This is a genomic window from Acinetobacter sp. YH01006 (assembly GCF_013420445.1).
GTDB classification, from domain to species: Bacteria; Pseudomonadota; Gammaproteobacteria; order Pseudomonadales; family Moraxellaceae; genus Acinetobacter; species Acinetobacter pseudolwoffii.
In genome coordinates this window covers 184,798-207,212 of record NZ_VOYB01000002.1, presented here as the reverse complement: position 1 = coordinate 207,212, position 22,415 = coordinate 184,798, and the positions used below count along the sequence as shown (strand labels likewise).

Below are 22,415 nucleotides of genomic sequence, written 5' to 3'. Positions count from 1 at the left end.
CTTTAACAGCATGATGCAATGAGGCTATTATGGGCAAGAATGTTGTGGTACTTGGTACCCAATGGGGCGACGAAGGTAAAGGTAAAATCGTCGACCTGCTCACAGATCAAGCGGCAGCGGTCGTTCGTTATCAAGGCGGACATAACGCAGGTCACACTCTGGTGGTGGGTGGTAAGAAAACTGTCTTACACCTCATTCCATCTGGTATTTTACGTGAAAACGTATTGTGCTTAATTGGTAACGGTGTTGTTCTTTCTCCTGAAGCGCTCATCAAAGAGATGGACATTCTTGAAAAAGAAGGCGTTCCTGTTAAAGAGCGTTTACGTATTTCTCCAAACTGTCCACTGATCCTTCCAAACCACATCGCACTGGACCAAGCACGTGAGAAAAAACGTGGTAATGCGAAGATTGGTACAACAGGTCGTGGTATCGGTCCTGCATACGAAGACAAAGTGGCGCGTCGTGCAGTTCGTGTTGCTGACCTGGTACGTGGTGGTGAACATCTTACAGCTCAGCTGACTGAACTTCTGGACTACCATAACTTCCAGTTAACTCAATACTACGGTGTTGAAGCAGTTAAACTGGAAGATGTGCTGGCACTGTGTGACGAATGGCGTAAGGTTGTTGCTCCACTGGTTGTGGACGTAACTACTGAGTTGCATAACTACCGTAAAAACGGTGACAACATCATGTTCGAAGGTGCGCAAGGTTCACTTCTTGACGTTGACCACGGTACATATCCGTATGTAACTTCTTCGAATACAACTGCTGGTGGCGTAAGCTCTGGTTCAGGTCTGGGTCCTTTGCACCTTGACTATGTACTGGGTATTACTAAAGCGTACACAACCCGTGTAGGTGCAGGTCCATTCCCAACTGAGTTGGTGTATGACGCTGCAAATGACACAGGTGATGCGATTGGTAAACACCTCGGTACGATTGGTAATGAATTTGGTGCCTCTACTGGCCGTCAACGTCGTTGTGGCTGGTTCGATGCTGAAATTCTACGCCGTTCAGTCGATGTAAACTCACTTTCTGGTATTTGCCTGACTAAACTTGACGTTCTAGACGGTTTGGAAGAAGTGAAAATCTGTGTAGGCTATGAAGCTGCAGATTCTGGTTGTGTCGGTTCTTCTGATGCGCTTGCATTCGAAACTTTAAAACCAATTTACGAAACAATGCCAGGTTGGTCTGAGTCAACTTTCGGTGCAAAATCGCTGGATCAGTTGCCACAAGCTGCATTGAACTATGTAAAACGTCTTGAGCAACTGATTGAATGTCCAATCGACATCATTTCAACGGGTCCAGACCGTGAAGAAACTATCGTTCTTCGCCACCCGTTTGATGCTTGATCTTCATTTGATTAAAGCTTGAATGATAAAACCCATCTCCGGATGGGTTTTTTATATCCAAAAACTATAAATTTGGCTCAAGACTAAAGTTGCATCGGTGCTGTGACAAAATGTGCTTTAACATAGCCATATATAAAGAAAGAAAAAATGAGCGAAAGGATGCAAAAAAATATATCGGCGACCATGTTTTATTCATTGTTGTTCGCCATGGGCGGGGCACCCACCATCGCTATGATGATTATTCGCGCGCAAACTCAAAATCCTGAGATTATTTATAATGCACTGGTCGGCCTGAGTGTCATTATTGCCTGTGTGCTGGTGCCTGTTATTTTATTGCAAAACGCCTATTTATTTTTTAAACGTAAAGATGAAATTCTGGAACAAAAAATAAAACCCTTAAGCCAGGTTTATCTGGGCTTGAACATTATCTGTCTGATTTATTGGTTGGCGATACAGTACTTGGCTTAAAAATTACAGAATTTATAAGAAGATGGAGTAATTAAGCGTTTAGCTCCTGTATGCTTTCACTTATAATTTTTACAATGTAAATTAAGCTTGGGCTAAGGTAGAGTTGATTATAATGAAGAATAAATTTTTATTGGGTATGGCGGCTGCCGCAGCCGTGACATTGTCGGGTTGTACCACTATTGCGGATATTGCCGGGGCTGATTCTGCGACCTTAAATGCATCTGCGACACAAAGCTATAATGCTATGGTGACTGATGCCAGAAATAAAGGTCAACTGGACACCAGTTCAGCGACCTATAAACGTATTAATACCGTATTTAACCGTTTAAAGCCGATTGCGAACCAAATGAACCAGACTGGTACAGCATTCCAGTGGCAATTGGCTGTGCTCAAGTCCGATCAGGTTAATGCCTTTGTTGCACCGGGTGGTAAAGTGGTATTTTATACCGGTATTGTGAATAAGCTGAATCTGACCGATGCTGAAATTGCAGCAATTATGGGTCATGAAATGGTGCATGCCTTAGAAGAGCATTCTAAGCAGAAAATTGGTGCTCAGGCGCTCACCGACCTGGCTTTAGGCATTGGTCTGAATGCAGCTGGTGTAGGCCAGGGTGGCGCAGCAGCAGCGCAATTAGGAAGTCAGATCGGGATTGGCCTGCCATACTCGCGTAATCTGGAAAGCCGTGCTGACCAGGGTGGCTTGATGCTGATGGCACGTGCAGGTTATAACCCGAATGCAGCGATTACCTTGTGGGAAAAAATGAACAAACTCGGTGGCAGCAATGGCGCAACCTTCCTGTCTACGCATCCATCGAACAGCCAGCGTATTGGACAAATGCGTCAACAGTTACCAGCAGCCATGCAGATTTATAATCAACGCAAATAATCCAGCGATTATTCTCTAAAGGGATCTCTTGATCGGATTGAAACAGCAGGGCTATGGTCCTGCTTTTTTATTCTCCATTTTAAAATGAATATTTTGGCGGCAATAAAAAAGGCAAAGTTTTCACTTTGCCTTTTTTACACTCGATCAGAAGATCTTAGTGCTGGTGACCACCTGCACCGTGTACATGACCGTGATCTAATTCTTCTTGAGAAGCTTCACGAATCGATACAATTTCAACTTCGAAAGTCAGGTCTTGACCAGCAAGCGGGAAGTTCGCATCTACAACAACATTGTCGCCTTCAACTGCTTTAACAGTTACGATTTGCACGCCGTCATCAGTTTGAGCTTGGAACTGCATACCTGCTTGAATGTTGTCTACGCCTTGGAACATTTGCGCAGGAACTTCTTGTACGAGGTCAGGGTTATATTCGCCATAACCTTCAGCAGCAGGAACATTAACAGTGAATTTTTCACCCACAGTTTTGCCTTCTAACGCGTTTTCTAAACCTGGGATGATGTTACCTGCACCGTGCAAATAGGCAAGTGGTTCACCTTGAGATTGGTCGAGAGTTTCACCCTCTGCGTTAGTCAATGTGTAGTGGAAAGAAACCACGAGGTTATTTGCAATAGCAGTCATGTGAATTGATCCATTCAATTTTTTAAGGGTACATCATAAAGTGAAATTGCATTTTTGTAGACTAAAATTAGCAAAAAAACGCAATTTGACAATTTTATTGACGATTTTTTCATTGATTGGGCCAAATTCTGGAATTTCAATGCAATTTCAGCTTTGGAGAGATTTTTCGTGTAACTAAATCTTTTGCAGTCAAAATACCGGCATGGGCATAACCATGAATGGCCGCCTGATGAATCCGGTATAAAGAGACATACATTGTTTTGGCGACAAAGCCTTGCACATTGACCTGACCCAGCAATTCCCCCACAGCTTTATTCTGACTTAAGGAAATCAGGGAGCCCTTGTCAGAAAATTTAAACATCGGCAAATAGCTATCTCCATTGACATGGGCTTTTAAAGCATTGGCCAGAAAGCTGGCTTGCTGGCTGGCCACTTGAGCACGCGGCCCTAATACCGGTTGATCTGCCGCAGGCTGGCAATGCGCACAATCACCAAATGCAAAAATACTTGGATCAGATTTGGTTTGCAGCGTGGCATAAACTTTGAGCCGATGAATATGGTCTTTTTCTATATCGTCGAGTTGTGCCAAGACTTCCGGTGCTTTGATCCCTGCAGCCCAGACTTTGATTTCAGCATCCAGACTGGAACCATCGGCAAAATAAATCTTGTCTTCATCGACCTTGGCCACTCGATGACTGGTCAAGACTTCAATACCGAACTGTTCTAACTGTTTCATGGTATTTGCAGCAACTTTAGGCGAGAGTGCAGTCAGAATACGATCCGCGGCTTCAATCAAGGTGATTTTGACTTTGTTGGGATCGACCTTGTTTAAGCCATATTGAAAGAAATTCTGTTTGGCTTCTACCAGCTCCGCTGCCAGTTCTACCCCAGTCGCACCGGCACCAATAATAGCAATATTCAGCTCACGACTTGAAGTCTCATGTTGAGCATTTAAATACAGGTGCAGCAGATCCTGCTGAAAGATATCTGCCTGCTGACGGCTGTCGAGAAAATGACAGAACTGTTTGACCCCTTCGGTATTAAAGTCATTTGAGGTTGAACCTAAAGCCAGTACCAGTGTGTCATAGCCAATACGCTGATTTTTCTTGAGCTCACTCTTTTTAGAGAAATATTCTGTTTCGACGATGATCTGTTTCGCTTCGCGATCCAGACTGGTGAATGTCCCCAAAACAAATTCATAATGATGCGCGGCAGAATGGGCAAAATAATTGGTTTCTTGCTGATGTGGATTTAAGGTACCTGCGGCGACTTCATGTAGCAGCGGTTTCCAGAGATGTGTCAGTTTTTGATCAATCAAAATAATCTGGGCTTTGCCGTTTTTACCCAGGCTATCACCCAGTTGTGTCGCCAGTTCCAGACCACCAGCGCCACCACCCACAATCACAATTTTATGTACTGTCATGCGTTCTTAACCTGTTTATTTTTTTAATAAAAATAAGAGAAATAGAGAGAAAATATACTATGGCATGTGCTAAATCGCGTCTTGATTAAAATTGTTATACACATTACAAAACGTAGCAATTCTGTGAGAGCGGGTAATAATTGCTGCGTTCCGGGCAGGGTGCCTCATTTGGGATAGATCATGAATCAGCTAGAAGGTTATATCAACGCTTCTAGCTTAAAGAATTACTTGATATTGAGAGGATTATTGATCTAGAGGATACAGTTTTACGCCGGGTGTTGAGTCTGAAAAGAAACTGAATAAACCTTGCAGCCAGCTAAAGAACTTCTGCAACGGGTTGGCTTCTTCAATTTCGACATGATCTTCAATTTGAATGGTGCGAATTAACTGATTATTTTGATAAATCTGAATCGTGGCCAAAGGTATCATGCTGGCTAAAGGCGCAATGAGTTCAGATGCCTTCATTTCAACATTGATATGGGTCTGGGTTTCCTGAAGTGGCTCGATACTTTTTAAAGCGCCATCACCTGTATTTAGCATGACGCGCTGATGGGCCTGATCAAACTGATTCAGGTCAATGCTATAGCTCTGATCATAAAGCGAGGTAGTAATAATCTGCGGCTGCTTGGTTTGCACTTTAAACATTTTTAAAGTGGATTTAATCACAGGCAACTCAGCCAACAGTTGCTGATCTTTGATCGCGACTTCATTGCGGGTATAGGTATAAGCCAGATTCATCAGTTTATGCGATATCTCAGCGCGCTTTGTGGCGCTTTTAGTGCCTAGCACTACCACAATCAGACGGCGCTTCGGCATTTCAAAGTCTGCTGTAACACGATTGGCTGTCAGCGCCAGGTTATAACCGGCCGCACGGGTAAAACCGGTTTTTAAACCATCTACGCTTGGGTCGACCTGAAGTACACGGTTGGTGGCACGATGAAAATGCTGGTTATAAGTGAAACTTGGCTGTTTGGAATAATACAGATAATCCGGGGTCTCATTTACCACCGCCATAGAGAGTCGGGCCAAATCGGCAGCAGTCGAATAATGCTCGGGCATGGTAATGCCGGCCGGATTCTGGAAATTGCTATGCTGCATGCCCAGTGCTTTGGCTTCCTGATTCATCCGTTCTACAAACTGGGGAACACTCCCCGAGATTTTCTCAGCCAGCGTCAACGCTGCATCATTGGCAGACATGATAATCAAACCCGCCAGAAGCTGATCGACTGTAATCAGATCACCTTCTTTCAGATACATCTGTGACTCATCCCACATGACATTTTTAACCACAGATGTGGCAGTTAAAACTTCATTTTTATCTAATTTTCCGGCCTCAATTTCCTTTAAGGCAATATAAGCCACCATCATTTTGGTCAGCGAAGCCGGCGCACGTTGCACATCGGCATTGTGTTCTGCAATAACTTGACCAGACTGTGAATCCAGAATAGTCCAGGCTTCAGCTTCAACGCTTTCAGGCAGAATATTGAGTAAGGCAGCATGTGAAAATGCAGAAATAAATAAGCTGAATACCGCAATCAGTGAGATGATGTATTTCAAGGATGTTCCTTAATAACCCGTCGGGCGTTGAACGATTAAATTTTCAGGCATGCTATGCCTTTTTTATACAGATAGCTAGTCGTAAATGTAGACAAATAAGACAGCTAAACCATCTTGGCTTAAAAAATGCTAAGCTAAGCTATACCTCATTTATTTTCATTTTATATCGCCCATTATGTTGCATTATCAAATCGAATTTGACGATTATCGTCAGCACCTTATTCACGTGACTGTTCGCTTTCTGGCAGACCCGACGCAGATCTTATCATTACCGACCTGGATTCCGGGAAGTTATTTGATTCGAGAGTTTTCCAAACACATTGAGGCGGTCAAAGCTTATGATGAAGATGGACGTCAACTGCAAATCCAGAAATTTGAAAAGAACAAATGGCGTTTATTCAATACCGATCATGAGCTGATTACGGTTGAATATGATGTCTATGCCTACGACCTGTCTGTTCGTGGTGCATATGTGGATCAAAACCGTCTCTATGTCAACCCGGCCTGTGCATGCTTGGGGCTAGAAGGTCAGGAAAATAAAGAGATTGAATTAGAAATCTTCCTGCCAGATGAGTTAAAGCATTTCCAACTGGCAACCGGCATGCAATCCAAAAGTCTGGTCAAGGGCCGTTTCACCCTGAAAGCCAAAAACTATGCTGAATTGATTGATGCACCGTTTGAACTGGCAGAGCAAACCCGTTTCAGTTTTGAAGCGAATGGTATTCCGCATGAGTTTGTGGTGTCCGGCAAGCATGCGATGAATGCAGCACGTATGCAGCAGGACATTGAGAAAATCTGTAGCACAGAAATCTCCATGTTCGGTTCAGCGCCATTTGCTGACTATACTTTTATGACCATGGCAACCGGAAATAGTTATGGTGGTCTGGAACATCCAAACTCGACCAGCCTGATTTCACCGCGCGATGACTTGCCGAAGGCCAATGAGCCTGAAGAACCTTCCAAAGATTATCAGCGTTTCCTCGGCCTATGTAGCCATGAATATTTCCATTCTTGGTTGGTGAAATTTATTCGCCCTGAAAATTTTGTCAATTATGATTTGAACCGTGAAGGCTATACGTCTTTGCTGTGGATCTTTGAAGGCTTCACTTCTTATTATGATGATTTGATTTTGCTACGCAGTGGCGTGATTAACCAGGAATCATATATTGCTTTATTAAAAGCGCAGATTGATCGTTACTTGCAGAATCCGGGTCGTGCGATTCAGTCGGTGTCTGAATCCAGTTTTGATGCCTGGGTGAAATTCTACCGTCAGGATGAAAACTCGAATAATGCCGGCACCAGCTATTACAACAAAGGTTGTTTGGTTGCATTGTGCCTAGACTTAGGTTTGCGTTTACGCGGTTCAAGTCTGGATGCCTTGATGCGCCGTTTGTATGAAAATGCACAAAAGGGTGTTCAGGTACATGAGCGGACGATCTTTGAATTATGCAAAGAGCTGACCGGTGATGATTGGTCAGAGCAGATTAATCACTTGATTAATACCACAGATGAATTGCCACTGGATCAGTTATTGCCTGAGTTTGGTATCGGTTATAACCTGAAAAATGACAAGTCATTGCCTTTCGGTTTAAAACTGGTAGATAAGCCGGAAGGTGTACTGGTTCAGTCGGCGCGTCGTGATAGTACTGCTGTAGTAGCTGGCCTTTCTGCCAATGATGTGATTATTGCAGTTGATGGTTTAAAAGCAACGATGAAGTTAATGGAAAGTTATGCAAAACAGGAAGGTGTTTATACCATGCATGCTTTTCGTCGTGACGAGCTGATGAGCTTTGACGTTCAGGCAGCTGGTTCTGAACTGACCGAAGTTGAACTGAAAATTGAAGATCAAGCCAAAGCTGAAAAGTGGTTGAAAGCTTAATTAAATTTCAAACTTTAAAAACCGATGCTTAGGCATCGGTTTTTTATTGCATCAAGTTTTGAAAATTATCTGATGATCAGTCGAGACGTACCGCGGAACTCTGCCACAATTTGATCATACTGATTTATCACCTGAATATCGTAAATTCCGCTACGGCCACTGCTGGCCCTATGTTCTGCTACAGCAGTCAATGTATCGCCAAGAACTGCCGGTTTTAAGTAATGAATTCCACAATGCTGACCAACAGCCGGATGTTCACCTGTATTACAGGCAATGGCAAATGCCGCATCTGCAAGCGCGAAAATCACTGCGCCGTTACAGGTCTGGTGACCCTGTAAATGTTGTTCAGTGACTTTCAGCGAAATTTTTGCGTGATTGTGACTATAAGCAACAAGGTGTGCACCAAGATGCTGGATTAATCGATCCTGATTAAACATCTGGTTGACTTGCTGATCCATTGCAAAGCTCCTTGTTTGAGATACGTTTTATTTTTAAATTCATTTAATATGAGTCATGAATAGCATTTCAGCATAATAATAACAAGTAAAAGAATAAGGCCCAATAAGATGGGCCTTAAGTGAAAGAGCTTAGTTACCGCGATAAGTCGAATAACCATAAGAGCTCAATAACAGTGGAATATGATAATGCTCTAAAGCACCATCAATCATAAAGACCACCGGTACTTCAGGGAAGAATGTCCGCTGATTATTGGCCTTAAACCAGTCACCCGTTTTAAAGGTCACTTTATAAATACCCTTTTGCAGATTGGTATCTTTTGGATATAGCTCTTTAATACGGCCATTTTGATCTGTTTCAGCTTCATTCAGCTTGACCCATTTCTCACCTTGCTGTGCTTCCAAAGTAACTGCAATATTTGCGGAAGGTAAACCTGTTTCCTGATTCAGAACATGCACACTAAGTGGATTCTGTGCAAAGGAAAGCGTGGCTGCGGTGCTCGCAAGGGTTGCTAGCAGGATTTTTTTCATGTTGTATTCCTCAGTAGATAGAATAAAAGAAACCAATAAGACTTATTTAAATAGATTAAAGCTGTTTTAAAGTGCTTTGAATGCCGCTATTGGCACATTGATGATCCTGTTCCGAACCGCCTGCACCCGCAACACCTACAGCACCTAAAATATGATTCTGGTACATAACAGGTACACCGCCGCCGAGTAATAGCAGTTCAGGTAGGCTATTCAGGTTCTGTGCGTCCGGATTGTTCTGGGCATTGCGCATAAAATCCAGCGTGCTGGTTTTCGTTGAATACGCGGTAAAGGCTTTGCGTTCTGCTGCGATCAGGTTGTGAATGCCGACAGATTCATGGCGCTGACTAGCCAGCAGATTACCACCCTGATCCAGAACCACGACTGCTGCGGGCTTGGCCTGTTTCTGGCAGGCCAACATGACATTGCTGGCCATAAGCTTTGCTGCTTCTAGCGACATGACTGGTGCTGTTTTTAATTCTGCATGTGCCAGTGAGCTGAGTAGTAATGAGCTACTGAACAAGGCTAGGGTTGTTTTGGCGATTGAATTTTTCATACTTGTCATTCATGCAATTGAATACTGTTGCTATTGTAGAAAGAAATACGCCAGTGCAGCATGACAATCAGATTACCAATTTGTAATCTAGGCATAGCTAAAAACAGCTAAACTACTGACATGCATATTTTAATTGTAGAAGATGAAGTCAAGATTGCTGAATATCTGGCAAAAGGACTGAGTGAGTCAGGTTATAGCACGGCCATTGCTGAAAATGGCGTGTTGGCATTGGCCTGTTTGCAGCAACAGTCATTTGATCTGGTACTGCTGGATGTAATGCTGCCAGATCTGGACGGCTGGCAGGTGCTGAAAACCTTGCGAACTTTTAGCCAGATTCCGGTATTGATGCTCACTGCACGCGATCATGTGCTGGATCGGGTGAAAGGCCTGGAGCTTGGCGCCGATGATTATCTGACCAAACCTTTTTCTTATATTGAGTTACTGGCCCGGATCAAAAGTCTGTTGCGCCGTGTGCCGCGACTGGAGCAGGAGGCCTATCAGGTTGCAGGTCTGGTATTGAACCGCCTAAAGCATGAAGTATATCGTAATGAACAAAAGATCGAATTAAGCCAGAAAGAATTTGCGCTGTTGCAACTGTTGATGGAGCATCAGGGGCAGGTGATGACCCGGAGCCAGATTGCCTCCATGGTCTGGAATATCAATTTTAATACCGATACCAATGTGGTGGATGTGGCCATTCGCAGGCTGCGGAGCAAAATTGATGATCATTACACGCCAAAACTGATTCATACCGTACGCGGTATGGGTTATAAACTTGATGAATACCCATGAACAATCCTATCTTATTACCGCTGGCAACACGCTTGAGTATTGCGTTTGCATTGGTGTCCTGCGTGGTTTTTTTGAGTGTGGCGTTACTGTCTTATCAAAATATGCAACAGATGATTCAGGCTCAGCAGGATCAGGCACTGGCTGCACGTATTTCCCGAATTGAAATATTTCTTGAAGATGCCCAGAGTTTCGAGCTTTTGGTTCAGCATCCCAAATTATATGAAAACATGCTGGGGCAAGAAGATAATCTACTGCTGCTGCAACATCAGAATAATCGCTTGATTGAAATCAATCCTTTGCAGATTCATATTCCGGCATTGCACTATACCTCTGCCTTACAGTTTCAGAATAATCAGGCTGAACAGCCTTCGACACGACTGGCTTTTAAACAGGTGCAGTTTGATGGTCGCAGTTATCAGCTGGTGGCTGGCAAGCAGCTGGCAGAGGGACAAAGGATACTGGCAAACTATTTATCAAAACTGGTGCTCTATAGTCTGCTTGGCATACTGCTCTCGACCTTGATGGCCTGGCTGGCAGGACGCTATATTCTCAAGTCCATGCGCCAGTTGATGCTGGCTACAGCACAGGTCAATATTCAGCAGCCCAATCAGCACATCGATGTTCAGAGTAATACGCTTGAGGTTCAAGAGCTGCGTCAGGCCATGAACGATATGCTCGCTAATATTCAGGCTGCGTATCAGCAGCTGGCACGTTTTTCTGAGGATATTTCACACGAACTTCGCACCCCATTAAACAATTTAATCGGGCAGACACAGATTCTGTTATCGCGGTCGCGCGAACCTGCTGAACTGGAAAATCTGCTCTATTCCAACTTGGAAGAATACGAACGCCTGAGCCAGATGATTGAAAGTATGCTGTTTATCGCCCGGGTAGAACATGGCGGATATGCGATTGAAAAACAGCATTTCAATCTAAATGACATGCTGCAAGAATTGCTTGAGTACTTCAGCTTTCTGGCCGAAGAGAAGCAGATGCATTTAAAAGTGGATGTTCCGCCAGATTTAAGTCTGACAGCCAGCACCGTATTGTTACAGCGCGCAGTCGCCAATCTGATCAGCAATGCCATTACTTATGGTCAGCCTGGGAGTGAGATTATTGTGTCTGCACAGCGACTCAACCACAGGATTAAAATATCAGTGTTGACGCCAGAAGTCTGGATTGCAGAGCAGCACCATCCGCATTTATTTGAGCGTTTTTATCAGATCGATGACAGCCGGCACGAAAAAGCCCAGACGGGTGGTCTGGGCCTTGCCATTGTACAGTCGATCATGCAGCTCCATCAGGGGCAGACAACTGTAGAAAATACACCGTCTGGCGTGATCTTTAGCCTGTCCCTACCTGATGAGCAGACTGGGTTTTAACCACGACCGCGTCCACGAGGTGCTTTGGTATTTGGACGAGTTGTACCATTGGTACGACGTTTCGGCTTTTCGCTTTCGTCCATTTGCCAGATACGTTTGGTACCTGATTTTTTCACTGAACCATCTTTGTTCTTGCGAACCATTGGCTTACCACCCGTACCACCCGGTTTTTTCACATAAGAACGTGAACGGTATGGCTCTTCAGCAGGAACATTCTGGAAGTCTGGGTAAAGTAAAGGTTCAATTTCCTTGGTTTCACCCGGTTTAATATCCATACGTACAAGGTCAATATCACCAATTTTAGTACGGATTAAACGCAGTGTAGGGAAGCCCACCGCAGAGGTCATACGACGAACCTGACGGTTACGGCCTTCACAAATTGAAATCTCAACCCAAGACGTTGGGACAGATGCACGGAAACGTACAGGAGGATTACGCTCCCACAACCATTCCGGTTCAGATACTTTTTCAGCTTTGGCTGGAAGGGTCATGCCATCTTTAAGTTCCACACCTTTACGAAGCTGCTCAAGTGCTTCTTCGGTGACATCACCATCAACCTGCACCATATAGGTTTTAAACTTTTTATTGGCAGGATTGGTGATGTACTGGTTCAGACCACCGTGATCTGTTAAAAAAACCAGACCTTCTGAGTCCATGTCCAGACGACCAGCAAGACGTAAATCTTTGTCGTCGATGAAATCAGCCATGGTTTGGTGTTTTTCATCTGGGCGGAATTGGGAGAGGACGTCATAGGGTTTGTTTAAAATGACGATTTTCATAGGAAATAACTTCTATAATTACATAAACTTAAAAAATGTAGAGGCTTATTTTAAAGGGAAATTTGGTTATTTCCCGTATAAATCTCAAAAACAACGAATCTGGATTAGAATATTATGCGTTAAGAACAGTTGAAAGTATTGCCTAATTGGCAATTATTTTTAGGTTTGTCAGTAGCATTCGGAAAAATATGAAGAATAGAATATCAAAAGATCGTAGTACCTGCGGATGGTGCCAAATTACCGTTAATGCAGACCTGTCACTCAACCTAGCAAATAATCCAATTGTCCCATGTATCAAAGGGAATGAAATTGGTGCTGATATTACACCAACAATACAGGCTGTGGTAGATGTTACAGTTTAAAAGTATAGAGTAGTAAGCCCTCAAATGCTTGGATCAGATAGATATCGAATCTGTCAGAAGTAAAAAAGGTTATTAAGTTAATCAAAGAGAAAAAATGGACATGACTAGAATCACCTTGAACTAAATTGTGCGTTAAACATGAACTACTAGAAAGAAGTCCTGACCTGATCATAAAGAAGATTTTAGCTATAAAAATAGCCAAAGAGCGAACATTCACGCAGTCTTGCGCTGGAGGTCAAGCGCAAGACTGCGAGCTTTTTTTGAATTTGATCATCCTACTATTGCAGATATACTTAACTCATTAAAGCCTGATTCTCCTAATTAAAACCTATATTAATCGCAGGTTTCTCAGGGGGATTAAATTTTCTTAAATTCTGATTGATAAACGCCCAAAAGTTAAAATGAGTATCAAGCTGCAACTTTGCGTAAAGATTGTAGTGAGCCAGAACAGGATTTGTTCTGAGTTGAATCACTTAGCCAACCTATTATTACATTGACGTATTTGGATACAGCTCGATGATTGGCATATTTTCCAAAAACGTTAGAGTGATCAATGGAACTTCCAGTGATAGAGACGTTTCTCCGAAGGAGTACATAATATGGCCAAATCTAAAGCGAAACATAAGCAGGTCCAACAAAAGGACAAGCAGGACAGCGCTCAGAATGAAGAGCAACAACAGCAACAGCAACAACCAGCCAAACCCTCCCGTGCAAAAAAACGTAAGTAATTCCTAGCTACCTTCCATAACAACGCCCTTACATAAGGGCGTTGTTATATCATTGATTTTATAAAAATATCATTCAAAAAATTACAAGATTACGACTTTAAATTGTGCTGTTCTGCTTAAGATAAAAACCATCTTTCTAAAATAAATGCGAATAATATTGGTGAAATTTTTTCGGATTTTAAGCTTAATTTTATCTGTATGCTTTGTCTTGACCGCCTGTCAGCCACCACCTTCAGGTGAAGCAGCAGGATGGAAAAGTCCTTATCTTTATTGGCAACTGAAAAAGACTCAATTAGAAGCACCGTTACAGATTCCGGTCGAAGGTATTACAGTCCGTCAAATTAATGATACGTGGGGAGCCGCGCGCAGTGCAGGCCGTAAACATGAAGGGACAGATATTTTTGCTCGACGTGGCACACCTGTCTTAAGTGCCACCCAAGGGATTGTACGTAAAATTGGCACCAATAATCTGGGTGGGAAAGTTATCTGGGTGACAGGGCCTGATATGAGTCAGCATTACTATGCGCATCTGAATGATTATGCTGAGCATATTCAGGAAGGCGACTGGGTGGAAGCGGGCGAAGTGATTGCCTATGTCGGCAATACTGGAAATGCCAAAAATACTCCGCCACATCTACATTACGGGATTTATCTGAGCGGGCAAGGGGCGACCAATCCATATCCTTATTTCGTGCCTTCTCCTTGAGCAGAAACTGGATGGGAGTGTGTTTCAGGAGTGAATCTGGCAGGACGGGTACACCAGAATAATTGCAATGTTCCTAATAAAAGAACAAATGCAGCTAATATGAACTGTTGATGATAGCTTAAGCCAAAATATTGCAGCGCACTAAAACTGAGTCCGCCAATCAGCTGAACAGAGGCGAAACACAAGGTGGCAATGCTCCAGAGTTTTTTATACGCCAGCCCATACAGTTGTAAAATGGTATAAGAGGTCAGGAAGACCACAGCAGGGTTTAGCATGCCGGTCAAAAAGGAAGAGCTCAACGTGAGCAATGCTTGGGTCTCTAGAGTCGCAATAAAAATAGCCACAATATAAAGACTATAAAGAATTTTCAGGGCAGCAAAATTACCGAATTTTCTGGCCAGTGCATAAGCACTGAAGGCGCCTAAAGCACTACCAAATCCATAAAGAATCCAATTGAAGTTAATCCAGAACAAGCTCAATTCCAACTGCTGGCTTAAATAATCAATCCAGAAGAGCGAATGCGGTATATAAGCAAAGGCGCTACACGCGTAGACAGCCAGTAAGCTATAAAAGACGCTATTCAAAGATATCTTGGAGGTAGTCGAAGGTGCTTGTACGGACAAATAAGGCTTAAATTTTTGGATAAGTCCACTTAAACATAGACAAATGAGCAGGGCAAAGCCACATAAGGTCAGCCAGGCAGTCTGTATGGAAATCTGATCCAGATAAGGCAGAAACAGGGTTGCAATTAATACACCTAATCCGATTCCGCTAAAACCGATAAAGTTGATTTTAAGACGATCCTGAAGCTCACAGCACTGCGCGACTACACTCGGCGATAAGATCATCATCAGCCCACCGCTGATTCCTGAAATCACGCGCCAGACGATATACCAAACTTCAGAGAAACCAGAAAATGCACAGCACATCAGACTGAACATCCCGGCAAAAGCTGAAATTTGAATATACCTGCTCATACTGCGGTCTTGAGGCAGACGCATGGCGGTATAGGCACCGATTAAATAGCCCAGTAAATTGGCACTGCCCAAAAGCCCGGCAAAATCTGTACTCCAGCCAAAGGCTTCTCGTGTGCCGGGTAACAGCGCAGTATAAGAGAAACGAAGAATGCCAATCCCCAAGCACATACTAAGGCAGAGAAACAGGCTGAGTTTAATTGTGTGTGAGGACATCCGTGTACTCATAAAGTTTTATATTTGGTTAAAAAATAACATGAATCTTCGTGATTAAGGAGAAATCACTTGATAAGAAACCGTTGAGTGCAGAAATTTGCTCAAAGAAACCGGTATGATTTTTAAGATTTCATCAGTCAAAAGCCTGAATTTTTTCAGAGAAATAAAAAACCGCGTATCAACGCGGTTTTTTATATTGTCTATTTCAAGAATTAACGCATCTTGGCCAGGAAACGGCCAACACGGGTAATGGCTTCACGCAGTTCATTTTCAGCTGGCAGGAACACTACACGGAAATGATCCGGTGTCGGCCAGTTAAAGCCTGTCCCTTGAACCAAGAGTACTTTCTCTGCACGTAACAAATCCAGCATCAGTTTTTCATCATCCTGAATTGGATACACATTCGGATCCAGTTTCGGGAAGCAGTACATTGCGCCTTCAGGTTTAACACAAGACACACCTGGAATCTCGTTCAGCATTTCCCAGGCAATATTGCGCTGTTCATATAAGCGGCCACCTGGGCGAATCAGGTCATTAATCGACTGATAACCGCCCAGTGCAGTCTGAATTGCATATTGTGCCTGATGGTTGGCACACAGACGCATCGATGCAAGCATATCCAGACCTTCGATATAGTCTGCTGCACGTGCTTTATTGCCGGTAATGGCCATCCAGCCGGAACGGAAACCAGCAATACGATAGGCTTTAGATAAACCGTTAAACGAAACACAGAGCTGATCGCCAGCCAGAGCTGCTACAGCAACATGCTCAATCCCATCGTAAATAATTTTGTCGTAGATTTCGTCAGCAAATAAAATCAGGTCATATTTCTTGGCCAAGTCGACGATTTGTTGCAACACATGACGTGGGTAAACCGAACCGGTCGGGTTATTCGGGTTGATAATCACAATACCGCGGGTATTTGGCGTGATTTTGCTTTCCATATCAGCAATATCTGGATACCAGTGATTTTCTTCATCACATTTATAATGGATCGCAGTACCGCCAGACAGATTCACTGCTGCCGTCCAGAGTGGATAATCTGGCATTGGAATCAGCATTTCATCGCCATCATCCAGCAGACCCTGCATGGCCATAACAATCAGTTCAGACACACCATTGCCGATATAAACGTCATTGACGTGCATATCCAGAATGCCTTTTTGCTGATAATACTGACAGATCGCCTTACGCGCCGGGAAAATCCCTTTGGAATCCGTGTAGCCAATCGCATTTGGCAGGTTTAAAGCCACATCGTTGATAATTTCTTGTGGGGCTTCAAAACCGAATGGGGCAGGATTGCCAATATTTAATTTGATAATTTTGTGACCGGCTTCTTCCATCTCGATGGCCGCTCGTAACACAGGTCCGCGAATGTCGTAGCATACATGCTCGAGCTTAGATGATTTCTTGATCTCGCGAGGGGTTTGGAAAGTGTTCGGCATTTTGATGTTCTCGGAAGGAGTGGAGGTCACTTTTGCATAACGATATAAATAACTTTTAAATGTCTCAGTTGTGACTAGATCGAGATGATGTTCATCTCTGAGTAAAGCAACAATTCTTTCATGGGTAAATCCTAGCTGTTGATACTGTTTAATCACAGGTAACAGATTTTTAAAAATCACGCTCTTTTTTTGCGACATTTTTTAATCCTGAGCAAGAATATGACTAAGCTTAACACTAAATTTGCTCACAAAAAAGCATTTAGTACATAAGTTGCTTACTTTGTTTTTGCATATTTGCTTACTTTTTGCTTTTTTGGCTATTATAGGTCTTTTGTAAATTGTTAAATAAACACTAGAATTTTTAAATTGAATCACGTAAATATAGGATTATCCTATTTTAAATAGCAAGATAAAAAGGTACGCAATCATGGGAAAACTCAATAAAACAGACAGAGAATGGCAAAGAGAGTTATCACCTGAAGAGTTCCGTATTACACGCCAAAAGGGAACCGAACCCGCATTTACCGGGAAATACTGGAATACCAAACAAGATGGTGTTTACGTATGTCGCTGTTGTGGTGAACCTTTATTTACTTCAGAAACCAAATTTGACAGTGGTTGTGGCTGGCCAAGCTTTTACCGTCCCCTGAGCAGTTCAGTCATAGAAGAATTACCTGATACTTCACACGGGATGGTCAGAACTGAAATTGTTTGTCATCATTGTGACGCACATTTAGGGCATGTTTTCCCTGATGGTCCAGAACCGACGGGCTTACGTTATTGTGTAAACTCGGCTTCTTTAGAATTAGAAACACAAGAAAAAAATGATGAGGAAACCTATCCATGACCAGCATTTATCAGTTTGAAGCTGAATTGTTAGATGGTAAAAGCAAACAGCTTGCAGATTATGAAGGCAAGGTACTTTTAATCGTGAATACAGCAAGTAAATGTGGCTTTACCCCACAATTCTCAGGATTAGAGAAGCTTTACGAGAAATATAAAGATCAAGGTCTGGAGGTCTTAGGATTTCCATGCAACCAGTTTGGCGGTCAGGATCCAGGTTCCAATGAACAGATTGGTGAGTTTTGCCAGAAAAATTACGGGGTATCTTTCCCGATGTTTTCCAAAGTGGATGTTAAAGGCCCTGAAGCGCATGCCATCTTCCGTTATTTGACCAATAATTCCAAAGGTATTTTAGGAAATGGGATTAAATGGAACTTTACCAAGTTTCTGATTGGACGTGATGGTAAGGTTTTGAACCGTTTTGCACCGACGACCAAGCCTGAAGATCTTGAAGTTGAAATCGAAAAAGTACTCTAAACTTTATTTTGAGACATGAAAGAATTTTTGAGTGCTGGATTAAAATTGATCGTATTGCATTTTTATAAAAAACCACTGTATTTACAGTGGTTTTTTTGATTATGACTTAAGTCTAGAGAATCGCTTTTAGACGTTGAATGACTTGTTCACATTGTGCCAGATCAGCAACCAGAGCTAAACGTACATGATTTTCACCCGGATTACCTTGTTGCGTATCACGAGACAGATAACGGCCCGGCAGAACTTTAATATGGGCTTTTTCCATCAGCATTTTGGCAAAGGCTTCATCATTGTCGACTTTGAGCCAGTAGTAGAAACCGGCATCCGGTTTTTTCAGTGGCAGCAGGTGACCGAGTTCTTGCTGGAACAAATCAAATTTGGCGCGGTATTGCACCCGGTTGTCTTCCACATGGGCTTCATCGTTCCAGGCAGCAATAGAAGCCAGTTGGTGCTGTACCGGCATCGCTGCACCGTGATAAGTACGATACTGCAAATACGGTTTTAGCAAAGTTGCGTCACCGGCGACAAAACCTGAACGCATGCCCGGCAGATTGGAGCGTTTAGACAGCGAGTGAAATACCACACAGTTTTTATAGTCATCACGACCGATTTCAGCACAGACTTCCAGTAAACCCGCGGGTGCCTGATCAAACCACAATTCCGAATAGCATTCATCTGAAGCAATGACAAAGTTGTATTGATCTGACAGCGCAATCAGCTTTTTAAACTGTTCTTTAGACAGCACCGCACCCGTTGGATTGCCCGGCGTGCAGATAAATAATAATGCGGTTTTTTCCCAGACTTCTGCTGGAACGGCATCAAAGTCACCGAGGTAATTATTTTCCTCAGTACAGTTGATGAAATAAGGTTTGGCACCTGCGAGCAGCGTCGCACCTTCATAAATCTGGTAGAACGGGTTCGGCATCACCACATAAGGTGCCTCTTCTCGGTTCACCAAGGCTTGTACAAAAGAGAAAATTGCTTCACGTGTACCGGAAACGGGCAGGATATTGCTGTCTGCACTGATGCTATTCAGCTTAAAGCGGCGGCTTAACCAGTTGGCAATACTTTCACGTAGTTCGGGAAGACCTTTACTGTTGGGATAAGTCGATAAATGTTTAAAGTTATCAATAATCGCCTGTTTCACAAATTCCGGTGCAGGATGCTTTGGTTCGCCAATCGACAGGGGAATTAATGGCATATTTGCAGGCTGGATATCCGCAAAAAGCCGATTTAACTTTTCAAAGGGATAAGGGTGCAATAAAGACAAGCTAGAGTTCATGAAATGTGTTACCGAGCAGAGTGTTAGTGTTGACCGCTGACCTGATGTGAAGCCTCATCCAGGGCAGCTTTGAGTGCAGCTGCAAATTCTTGAGACTCAGTCGGGCTCATCGGGATGCCATTTTTTTTGGTGACAAAGAAAATATCTTCAGCACGTTCGCCAAGTGTGGCAATTTTGGCAGAGTGGATATCCAGCCCTTGCATCATAAATAAACCGCCAATTTTGGCAAGTAAACCAGGATGATCCAGAGTCGCAATTTCGACCATATTCTGATCCAGAGCCGCATTCATCGTAATATCGACTGTATTTTCAATATCGAAATGACGGAGTTGACGCGGAATGCGGCGTTGCATCAGACCCGGATATTCATCTGAATGGCTCAAAGCGTCTTTCAGGGCTTCAATGACGGTGGCTTCCCGTTCAGGGTCGGTGAGTAAGGTACCAAAGCGATCCAGCACCACATAGGTATCCAGACTAAAAGCTTTGGTCGCGGTAATAATCCGCGCATCTTGAACATCCAGATTCATACGATCCAGAATGGCAACTGTGGTCGCAAACAGGTTCGGTTTATCCTGAGTATAAATAAAGATCTGTACCGCATCCTGAGCATATTTTCGATGCGCCCGCATCAGCACCAAAGGCGCAGGATTATCGCCATGTTGTAAAATGGCGCGGGTATGCCAGGCAATTTCATCCGCGGTTTCTTTCAGGAAATAATCATCACCCAGTTCCTGCCAGACTTTTTCAACATCATAGAGCGAGAAATGCTCGACCAGACGTTCACTGGCTTCAAACTTGGTGTCTTCAATCAGCATCTGATAATCGACCGGACGGCCGAGACCAGAACGGATCACATCACGCGCCTGCGTATAGAGCTGACGCATCAAGGATGCGCGCCAGGTATTCCAGAGCTTGGGATTGGTGGCATTGATATCCGCAACTGTCAGGGTATACAGATAGTCCAGATGCTCCATATCGCCCATTTTTTCTGCGAATTCTTTGACCACATCCGGGTCGGAAATATCTTTTTTCTGCGCAGTCACAGACATCACCAGATGATTCTGGATCAGCCAGGCCACCAGATTACTTTCGCGTTCGGTAAAGCCATGGCTACGGCAGAATTTAATGGCATCGGCTGCTCCAAGCTCACTATGATCACCGCCACGACCTTTGGCAATATCATGAAAAAGAGCTGCCAGATATACAATGTCACGACGGGTCAGGCGCTGGAACACTGAACTGACCACAGGAAATTCCTTGGCAAATTCAGGTGCTTTAAAGCGATTTAAATTGCGTAGCAACAATAAGGTATGTGCATCGACCGTATAGATATGGAACAGGTCATATTGCATTAGGCCCAGAATTTGCCCAAAGGCCGGGATGTAATTACCCAGTACGCCATAACGCTTCATCGTCACCAGGGTGTCGTAGAGTCGAGGCGGTGAGCGGATAATCGCCATAAACAGCGCCTGATGCACCGGATTATCACGAAAATCCTGATCAATGCGTTTTCCTGCCAAGGTCAGCAGGCGTAAGGTACGCGCACGAATGCCCTGAATTTCAGGACGATTGGCCAACAGGTAGAAAATTTCCAGAATCGCGCTTGGATTTTCCGAGAAAATCTTGTGATGCTGAACTGCTAACTTGCCATCGACCAGTTTGAAATTTTCATTAATTTCCTCAATCTGGCGTTCATATTGCGGTAAACGTGGGGTAATCACAGATTCATTGAAGTAGGCCAACAGCATTTCATTGAGTGTAGAGACTTGCTGTGCGCTGCGATAATAGCGCTTCATAAACTGTTCGATCGGATAGTTCGGATGATGCGCCTCATCACGCACATAGCCGAATTTAGCCGCAATATCACGCTGATAATCGAACAATAAGCGGTTTTCGTCACGCTTGGTCAGGCGGTGCAGGTGATGGCGAATCTCCCAGAGAAAACTTTCAGCTTCTTCGAGCACACCCAGTTCAAATTCTGAAATAAAACCCAGATGTACCAGATCATAAATCCGGTTGACGCGGAAATGTCGTTTGGCAATCCAGCCGATCTGGTTGATGTCGCGGATACCGCCCGGTGCATTTTTAATATCCGGTTCCAGATTGCTTTCGGTATTGTTGTGCTGAGCATAGCGTTTATGCTGCTCATCCATTTTGGCATCAAAGAAGGTTTTATCGGTCCAGGTGCGTGACACGATGCGCCGTGGCCATTTGCACAGGTTCTCATTGCCAATAATCAGGCGTGCTTCGATTAGCGTAGTGGCAACGGTGAGATCACTACTGGCCTGACTGACACAATCATTGATGGTACGCACGCTGATCCCCGGTTTGAAATTACCGACATCCCAGAGTAATGAAATGAAGGTAGAAATCAGCTGTTCCTGCTCTGGACTAATCTCGTCTTCTGACAGGATCATGAGGTCGACATCAGAATAAGGCAGCATTTCACGGCGACCATAACCTCCGACAGCAAACAGGGCCAAATCGGTTTGATCCAGTTCGGCATATTTCCAGAGAAATTGCAGTGCTTCATCAATCAGATTGGAACGTGCCAGAATAATATCCCGAATCGACTGTCCATTTTCAAAACTCTCCTGTAGCTGATTTTCGACATCACTACGCCATTGATTGATGGCTTTAATGTCATGGTTACTTTTAATGTAATTCAGCAGAGGTAAGGTATTGATCATG

21 protein-coding genes and 1 pseudogene are annotated in these 22,415 nt (G+C 43.6%); 11 read left to right on the top strand and 11 right to left on the bottom strand.

Translation table 11 applies throughout. The annotated features are described in order from the left end of the window. Positions 1–29: 29 nt before the first annotated feature. The 3 genes from FTT73_RS02555 to FTT73_RS02545 all read left to right on the top strand — a co-directional run bounded on the left by FTT73_RS02555 (position 30) and on the right by FTT73_RS02545 (position 2,703). Entirely contained in the window at positions 30–1,349 is a 1,320-nt protein-coding gene (locus tag FTT73_RS02555; protein ID WP_180076313.1) for an adenylosuccinate synthase, read from the top strand. 159 nt (positions 1,350–1,508) lie between these two features. Next, on the top strand, positions 1,509–1,817 hold the full coding sequence (locus FTT73_RS02550) for a hypothetical protein (RefSeq protein WP_074383295.1): 309 nt from the start codon (positions 1,509–1,511) through the stop codon (positions 1,815–1,817). 112 nt (positions 1,818–1,929) lie between these two features. Further along, positions 1,930–2,703, top strand: a complete 774-nt coding sequence (locus tag FTT73_RS02545) for a M48 family metallopeptidase (RefSeq protein ID WP_005097433.1) — start codon at positions 1,930–1,932, stop codon at positions 2,701–2,703. A 154-nt stretch (positions 2,704–2,857) separates the two neighbouring features. Here the strand turns inward: FTT73_RS02545 and slyD are convergent, their stop codons facing one another. The 3 genes from slyD to FTT73_RS02530 all read right to left on the bottom strand — a co-directional run bounded on the left by slyD (position 2,858) and on the right by FTT73_RS02530 (position 6,320). Further along, positions 2,858–3,340, bottom strand: coding sequence for a peptidylprolyl isomerase (gene slyD / locus FTT73_RS02540; protein ID WP_005097432.1), 483 nt, complete (start codon positions 3,338–3,340; stop codon positions 2,858–2,860). Between the two features lie 136 nt (positions 3,341–3,476). Continuing rightward, complete coding sequence (locus tag FTT73_RS02535; RefSeq protein ID WP_180190966.1) at positions 3,477–4,763, bottom strand: NAD(P)/FAD-dependent oxidoreductase; 1,287 nt, start codon at positions 4,761–4,763, stop codon at positions 3,477–3,479. Between the two features lie 243 nt (positions 4,764–5,006). Beyond that, positions 5,007–6,320, bottom strand: a complete 1,314-nt coding sequence (locus FTT73_RS02530; protein ID WP_180190965.1) for a D-alanyl-D-alanine carboxypeptidase PBP6B — start codon at positions 6,318–6,320, stop codon at positions 5,007–5,009. A 175-nt stretch (positions 6,321–6,495) separates the two neighbouring features. Between FTT73_RS02530 and FTT73_RS02525 the strand changes: the two genes are divergently transcribed. Continuing rightward, positions 6,496–8,199: a M61 family metallopeptidase gene (locus FTT73_RS02525; RefSeq protein ID WP_180190964.1), complete on the top strand. Its 1,704-nt coding sequence runs from the start codon at positions 6,496–6,498 to the stop codon at positions 8,197–8,199. Positions 8,200–8,264: 65 nt separating this feature from the next. On the opposite strand, the gene paaI is transcribed toward FTT73_RS02525, so the two are convergent. The 3 genes from paaI to FTT73_RS02510 all read right to left on the bottom strand — a co-directional run bounded on the left by paaI (position 8,265) and on the right by FTT73_RS02510 (position 9,738). Beyond that, positions 8,265–8,657 carry a hydroxyphenylacetyl-CoA thioesterase PaaI gene (gene paaI / locus FTT73_RS02520; protein WP_180190963.1) on the bottom strand — a complete coding sequence of 131 codons (393 nt, stop codon included), beginning with the start codon at positions 8,655–8,657 and terminating at the stop codon, positions 8,265–8,267. A 129-nt stretch (positions 8,658–8,786) separates the two neighbouring features. Beyond that, positions 8,787–9,185: a hydroxyisourate hydrolase gene (uraH, locus tag FTT73_RS02515; RefSeq protein ID WP_100355846.1), complete on the bottom strand. Its 399-nt coding sequence runs from the start codon at positions 9,183–9,185 to the stop codon at positions 8,787–8,789. A gap of 55 nt (positions 9,186–9,240) precedes the next feature. Further along, the gene (locus tag FTT73_RS02510) at positions 9,241–9,738 is read right to left on the bottom strand and encodes a heme-binding protein (protein WP_100355845.1); all 498 of its coding nucleotides are present in this window, start codon (positions 9,736–9,738) and stop codon (positions 9,241–9,243) included. Between the two features lie 120 nt (positions 9,739–9,858). Between FTT73_RS02510 and FTT73_RS02505 the strand changes: the two genes are divergently transcribed. Continuing rightward, positions 9,859–10,530 carry a heavy metal response regulator transcription factor gene (locus FTT73_RS02505; RefSeq protein WP_005097421.1) on the top strand — a complete coding sequence of 224 codons (672 nt, stop codon included), beginning with the start codon at positions 9,859–9,861 and terminating at the stop codon, positions 10,528–10,530. Further along, positions 10,527–11,912 carry a heavy metal sensor histidine kinase gene (locus FTT73_RS02500; protein ID WP_180001306.1) on the top strand — a complete coding sequence of 462 codons (1,386 nt, stop codon included), beginning with the start codon at positions 10,527–10,529 and terminating at the stop codon, positions 11,910–11,912. The genes FTT73_RS02505 and FTT73_RS02500 overlap by 4 nt, the downstream gene beginning before the upstream one ends. Here FTT73_RS02500 and FTT73_RS02495 read toward each other — a convergent pair. Beyond that, positions 11,909–12,691 (bottom strand): rRNA large subunit pseudouridine synthase E, encoded by a 783-nt coding sequence (locus FTT73_RS02495; RefSeq protein WP_180190962.1) that lies wholly within the window; start codon positions 12,689–12,691, stop codon positions 11,909–11,911. The genes FTT73_RS02500 and FTT73_RS02495 overlap by 4 nt on opposite strands. Positions 12,692–12,886: 195 nt before the next feature. Here FTT73_RS02495 and FTT73_RS16275 point away from each other — a divergent pair. The 3 genes and pseudogenes from FTT73_RS16275 to FTT73_RS02485 form a co-directional block, all read left to right on the top strand. After that, positions 12,887–13,050, top strand: a pseudogene (locus tag FTT73_RS16275) (NADP-dependent isocitrate dehydrogenase); the annotation flags it as partial. A 602-nt stretch (positions 13,051–13,652) separates the two neighbouring features. Next, complete coding sequence (locus FTT73_RS16270) at positions 13,653–13,781, top strand: hypothetical protein (protein WP_005170281.1); 129 nt, start codon at positions 13,653–13,655, stop codon at positions 13,779–13,781. Between the two features lie 145 nt (positions 13,782–13,926). Next, on the top strand, positions 13,927–14,487 hold the full coding sequence (locus FTT73_RS02485; protein ID WP_074383288.1) for a M23 family metallopeptidase: 561 nt from the start codon (positions 13,927–13,929) through the stop codon (positions 14,485–14,487). Here FTT73_RS02485 and FTT73_RS02480 read toward each other — a convergent pair. Together FTT73_RS02480 and FTT73_RS02475 are read right to left on the bottom strand one after the other, a co-directional pair. Beyond that, on the bottom strand, positions 14,466–15,677 hold the full coding sequence (locus tag FTT73_RS02480) for a YbfB/YjiJ family MFS transporter (protein WP_180190961.1): 1,212 nt from the start codon (positions 15,675–15,677) through the stop codon (positions 14,466–14,468). The genes FTT73_RS02485 and FTT73_RS02480 overlap by 22 nt on opposite strands. Positions 15,678–15,889: 212 nt before the next feature. Continuing rightward, a complete protein-coding gene (locus FTT73_RS02475; protein ID WP_180190960.1) occupies positions 15,890–17,320 on the bottom strand; it encodes a pyridoxal phosphate-dependent aminotransferase in 1,431 nt (476 codons plus the stop codon). A 229-nt stretch (positions 17,321–17,549) separates the two neighbouring features. Here FTT73_RS02475 and msrB point away from each other — a divergent pair, with 229 nt between their 5' ends. After that, positions 17,550–17,969, top strand: a complete 420-nt coding sequence (msrB, locus tag FTT73_RS02470; protein WP_005097408.1) for a peptide-methionine (R)-S-oxide reductase MsrB — start codon at positions 17,550–17,552, stop codon at positions 17,967–17,969. Continuing rightward, the gene (locus FTT73_RS02465) at positions 17,966–18,442 is read left to right on the top strand and encodes a glutathione peroxidase (protein ID WP_005170286.1); all 477 of its coding nucleotides are present in this window, start codon (positions 17,966–17,968) and stop codon (positions 18,440–18,442) included. Before msrB ends, FTT73_RS02465 begins: the two co-directional genes overlap by 4 nt. 112 nt (positions 18,443–18,554) lie before the next feature. On the opposite strand, the gene dapC is transcribed toward FTT73_RS02465, so the two are convergent. Together dapC and glnD are read right to left on the bottom strand one after the other, a co-directional pair. Then, positions 18,555–19,724 (bottom strand): succinyldiaminopimelate transaminase, encoded by a 1,170-nt coding sequence (gene dapC / locus FTT73_RS02460; protein ID WP_180190959.1) that lies wholly within the window; start codon positions 19,722–19,724, stop codon positions 18,555–18,557. A gap of 23 nt (positions 19,725–19,747) precedes the next feature. Beyond that, positions 19,748–22,414: a [protein-PII] uridylyltransferase gene (glnD, locus tag FTT73_RS02455; protein WP_180190958.1), complete on the bottom strand. Its 2,667-nt coding sequence runs from the start codon at positions 22,412–22,414 to the stop codon at positions 19,748–19,750. Position 22,415: the final 1 nt, after the last annotated feature.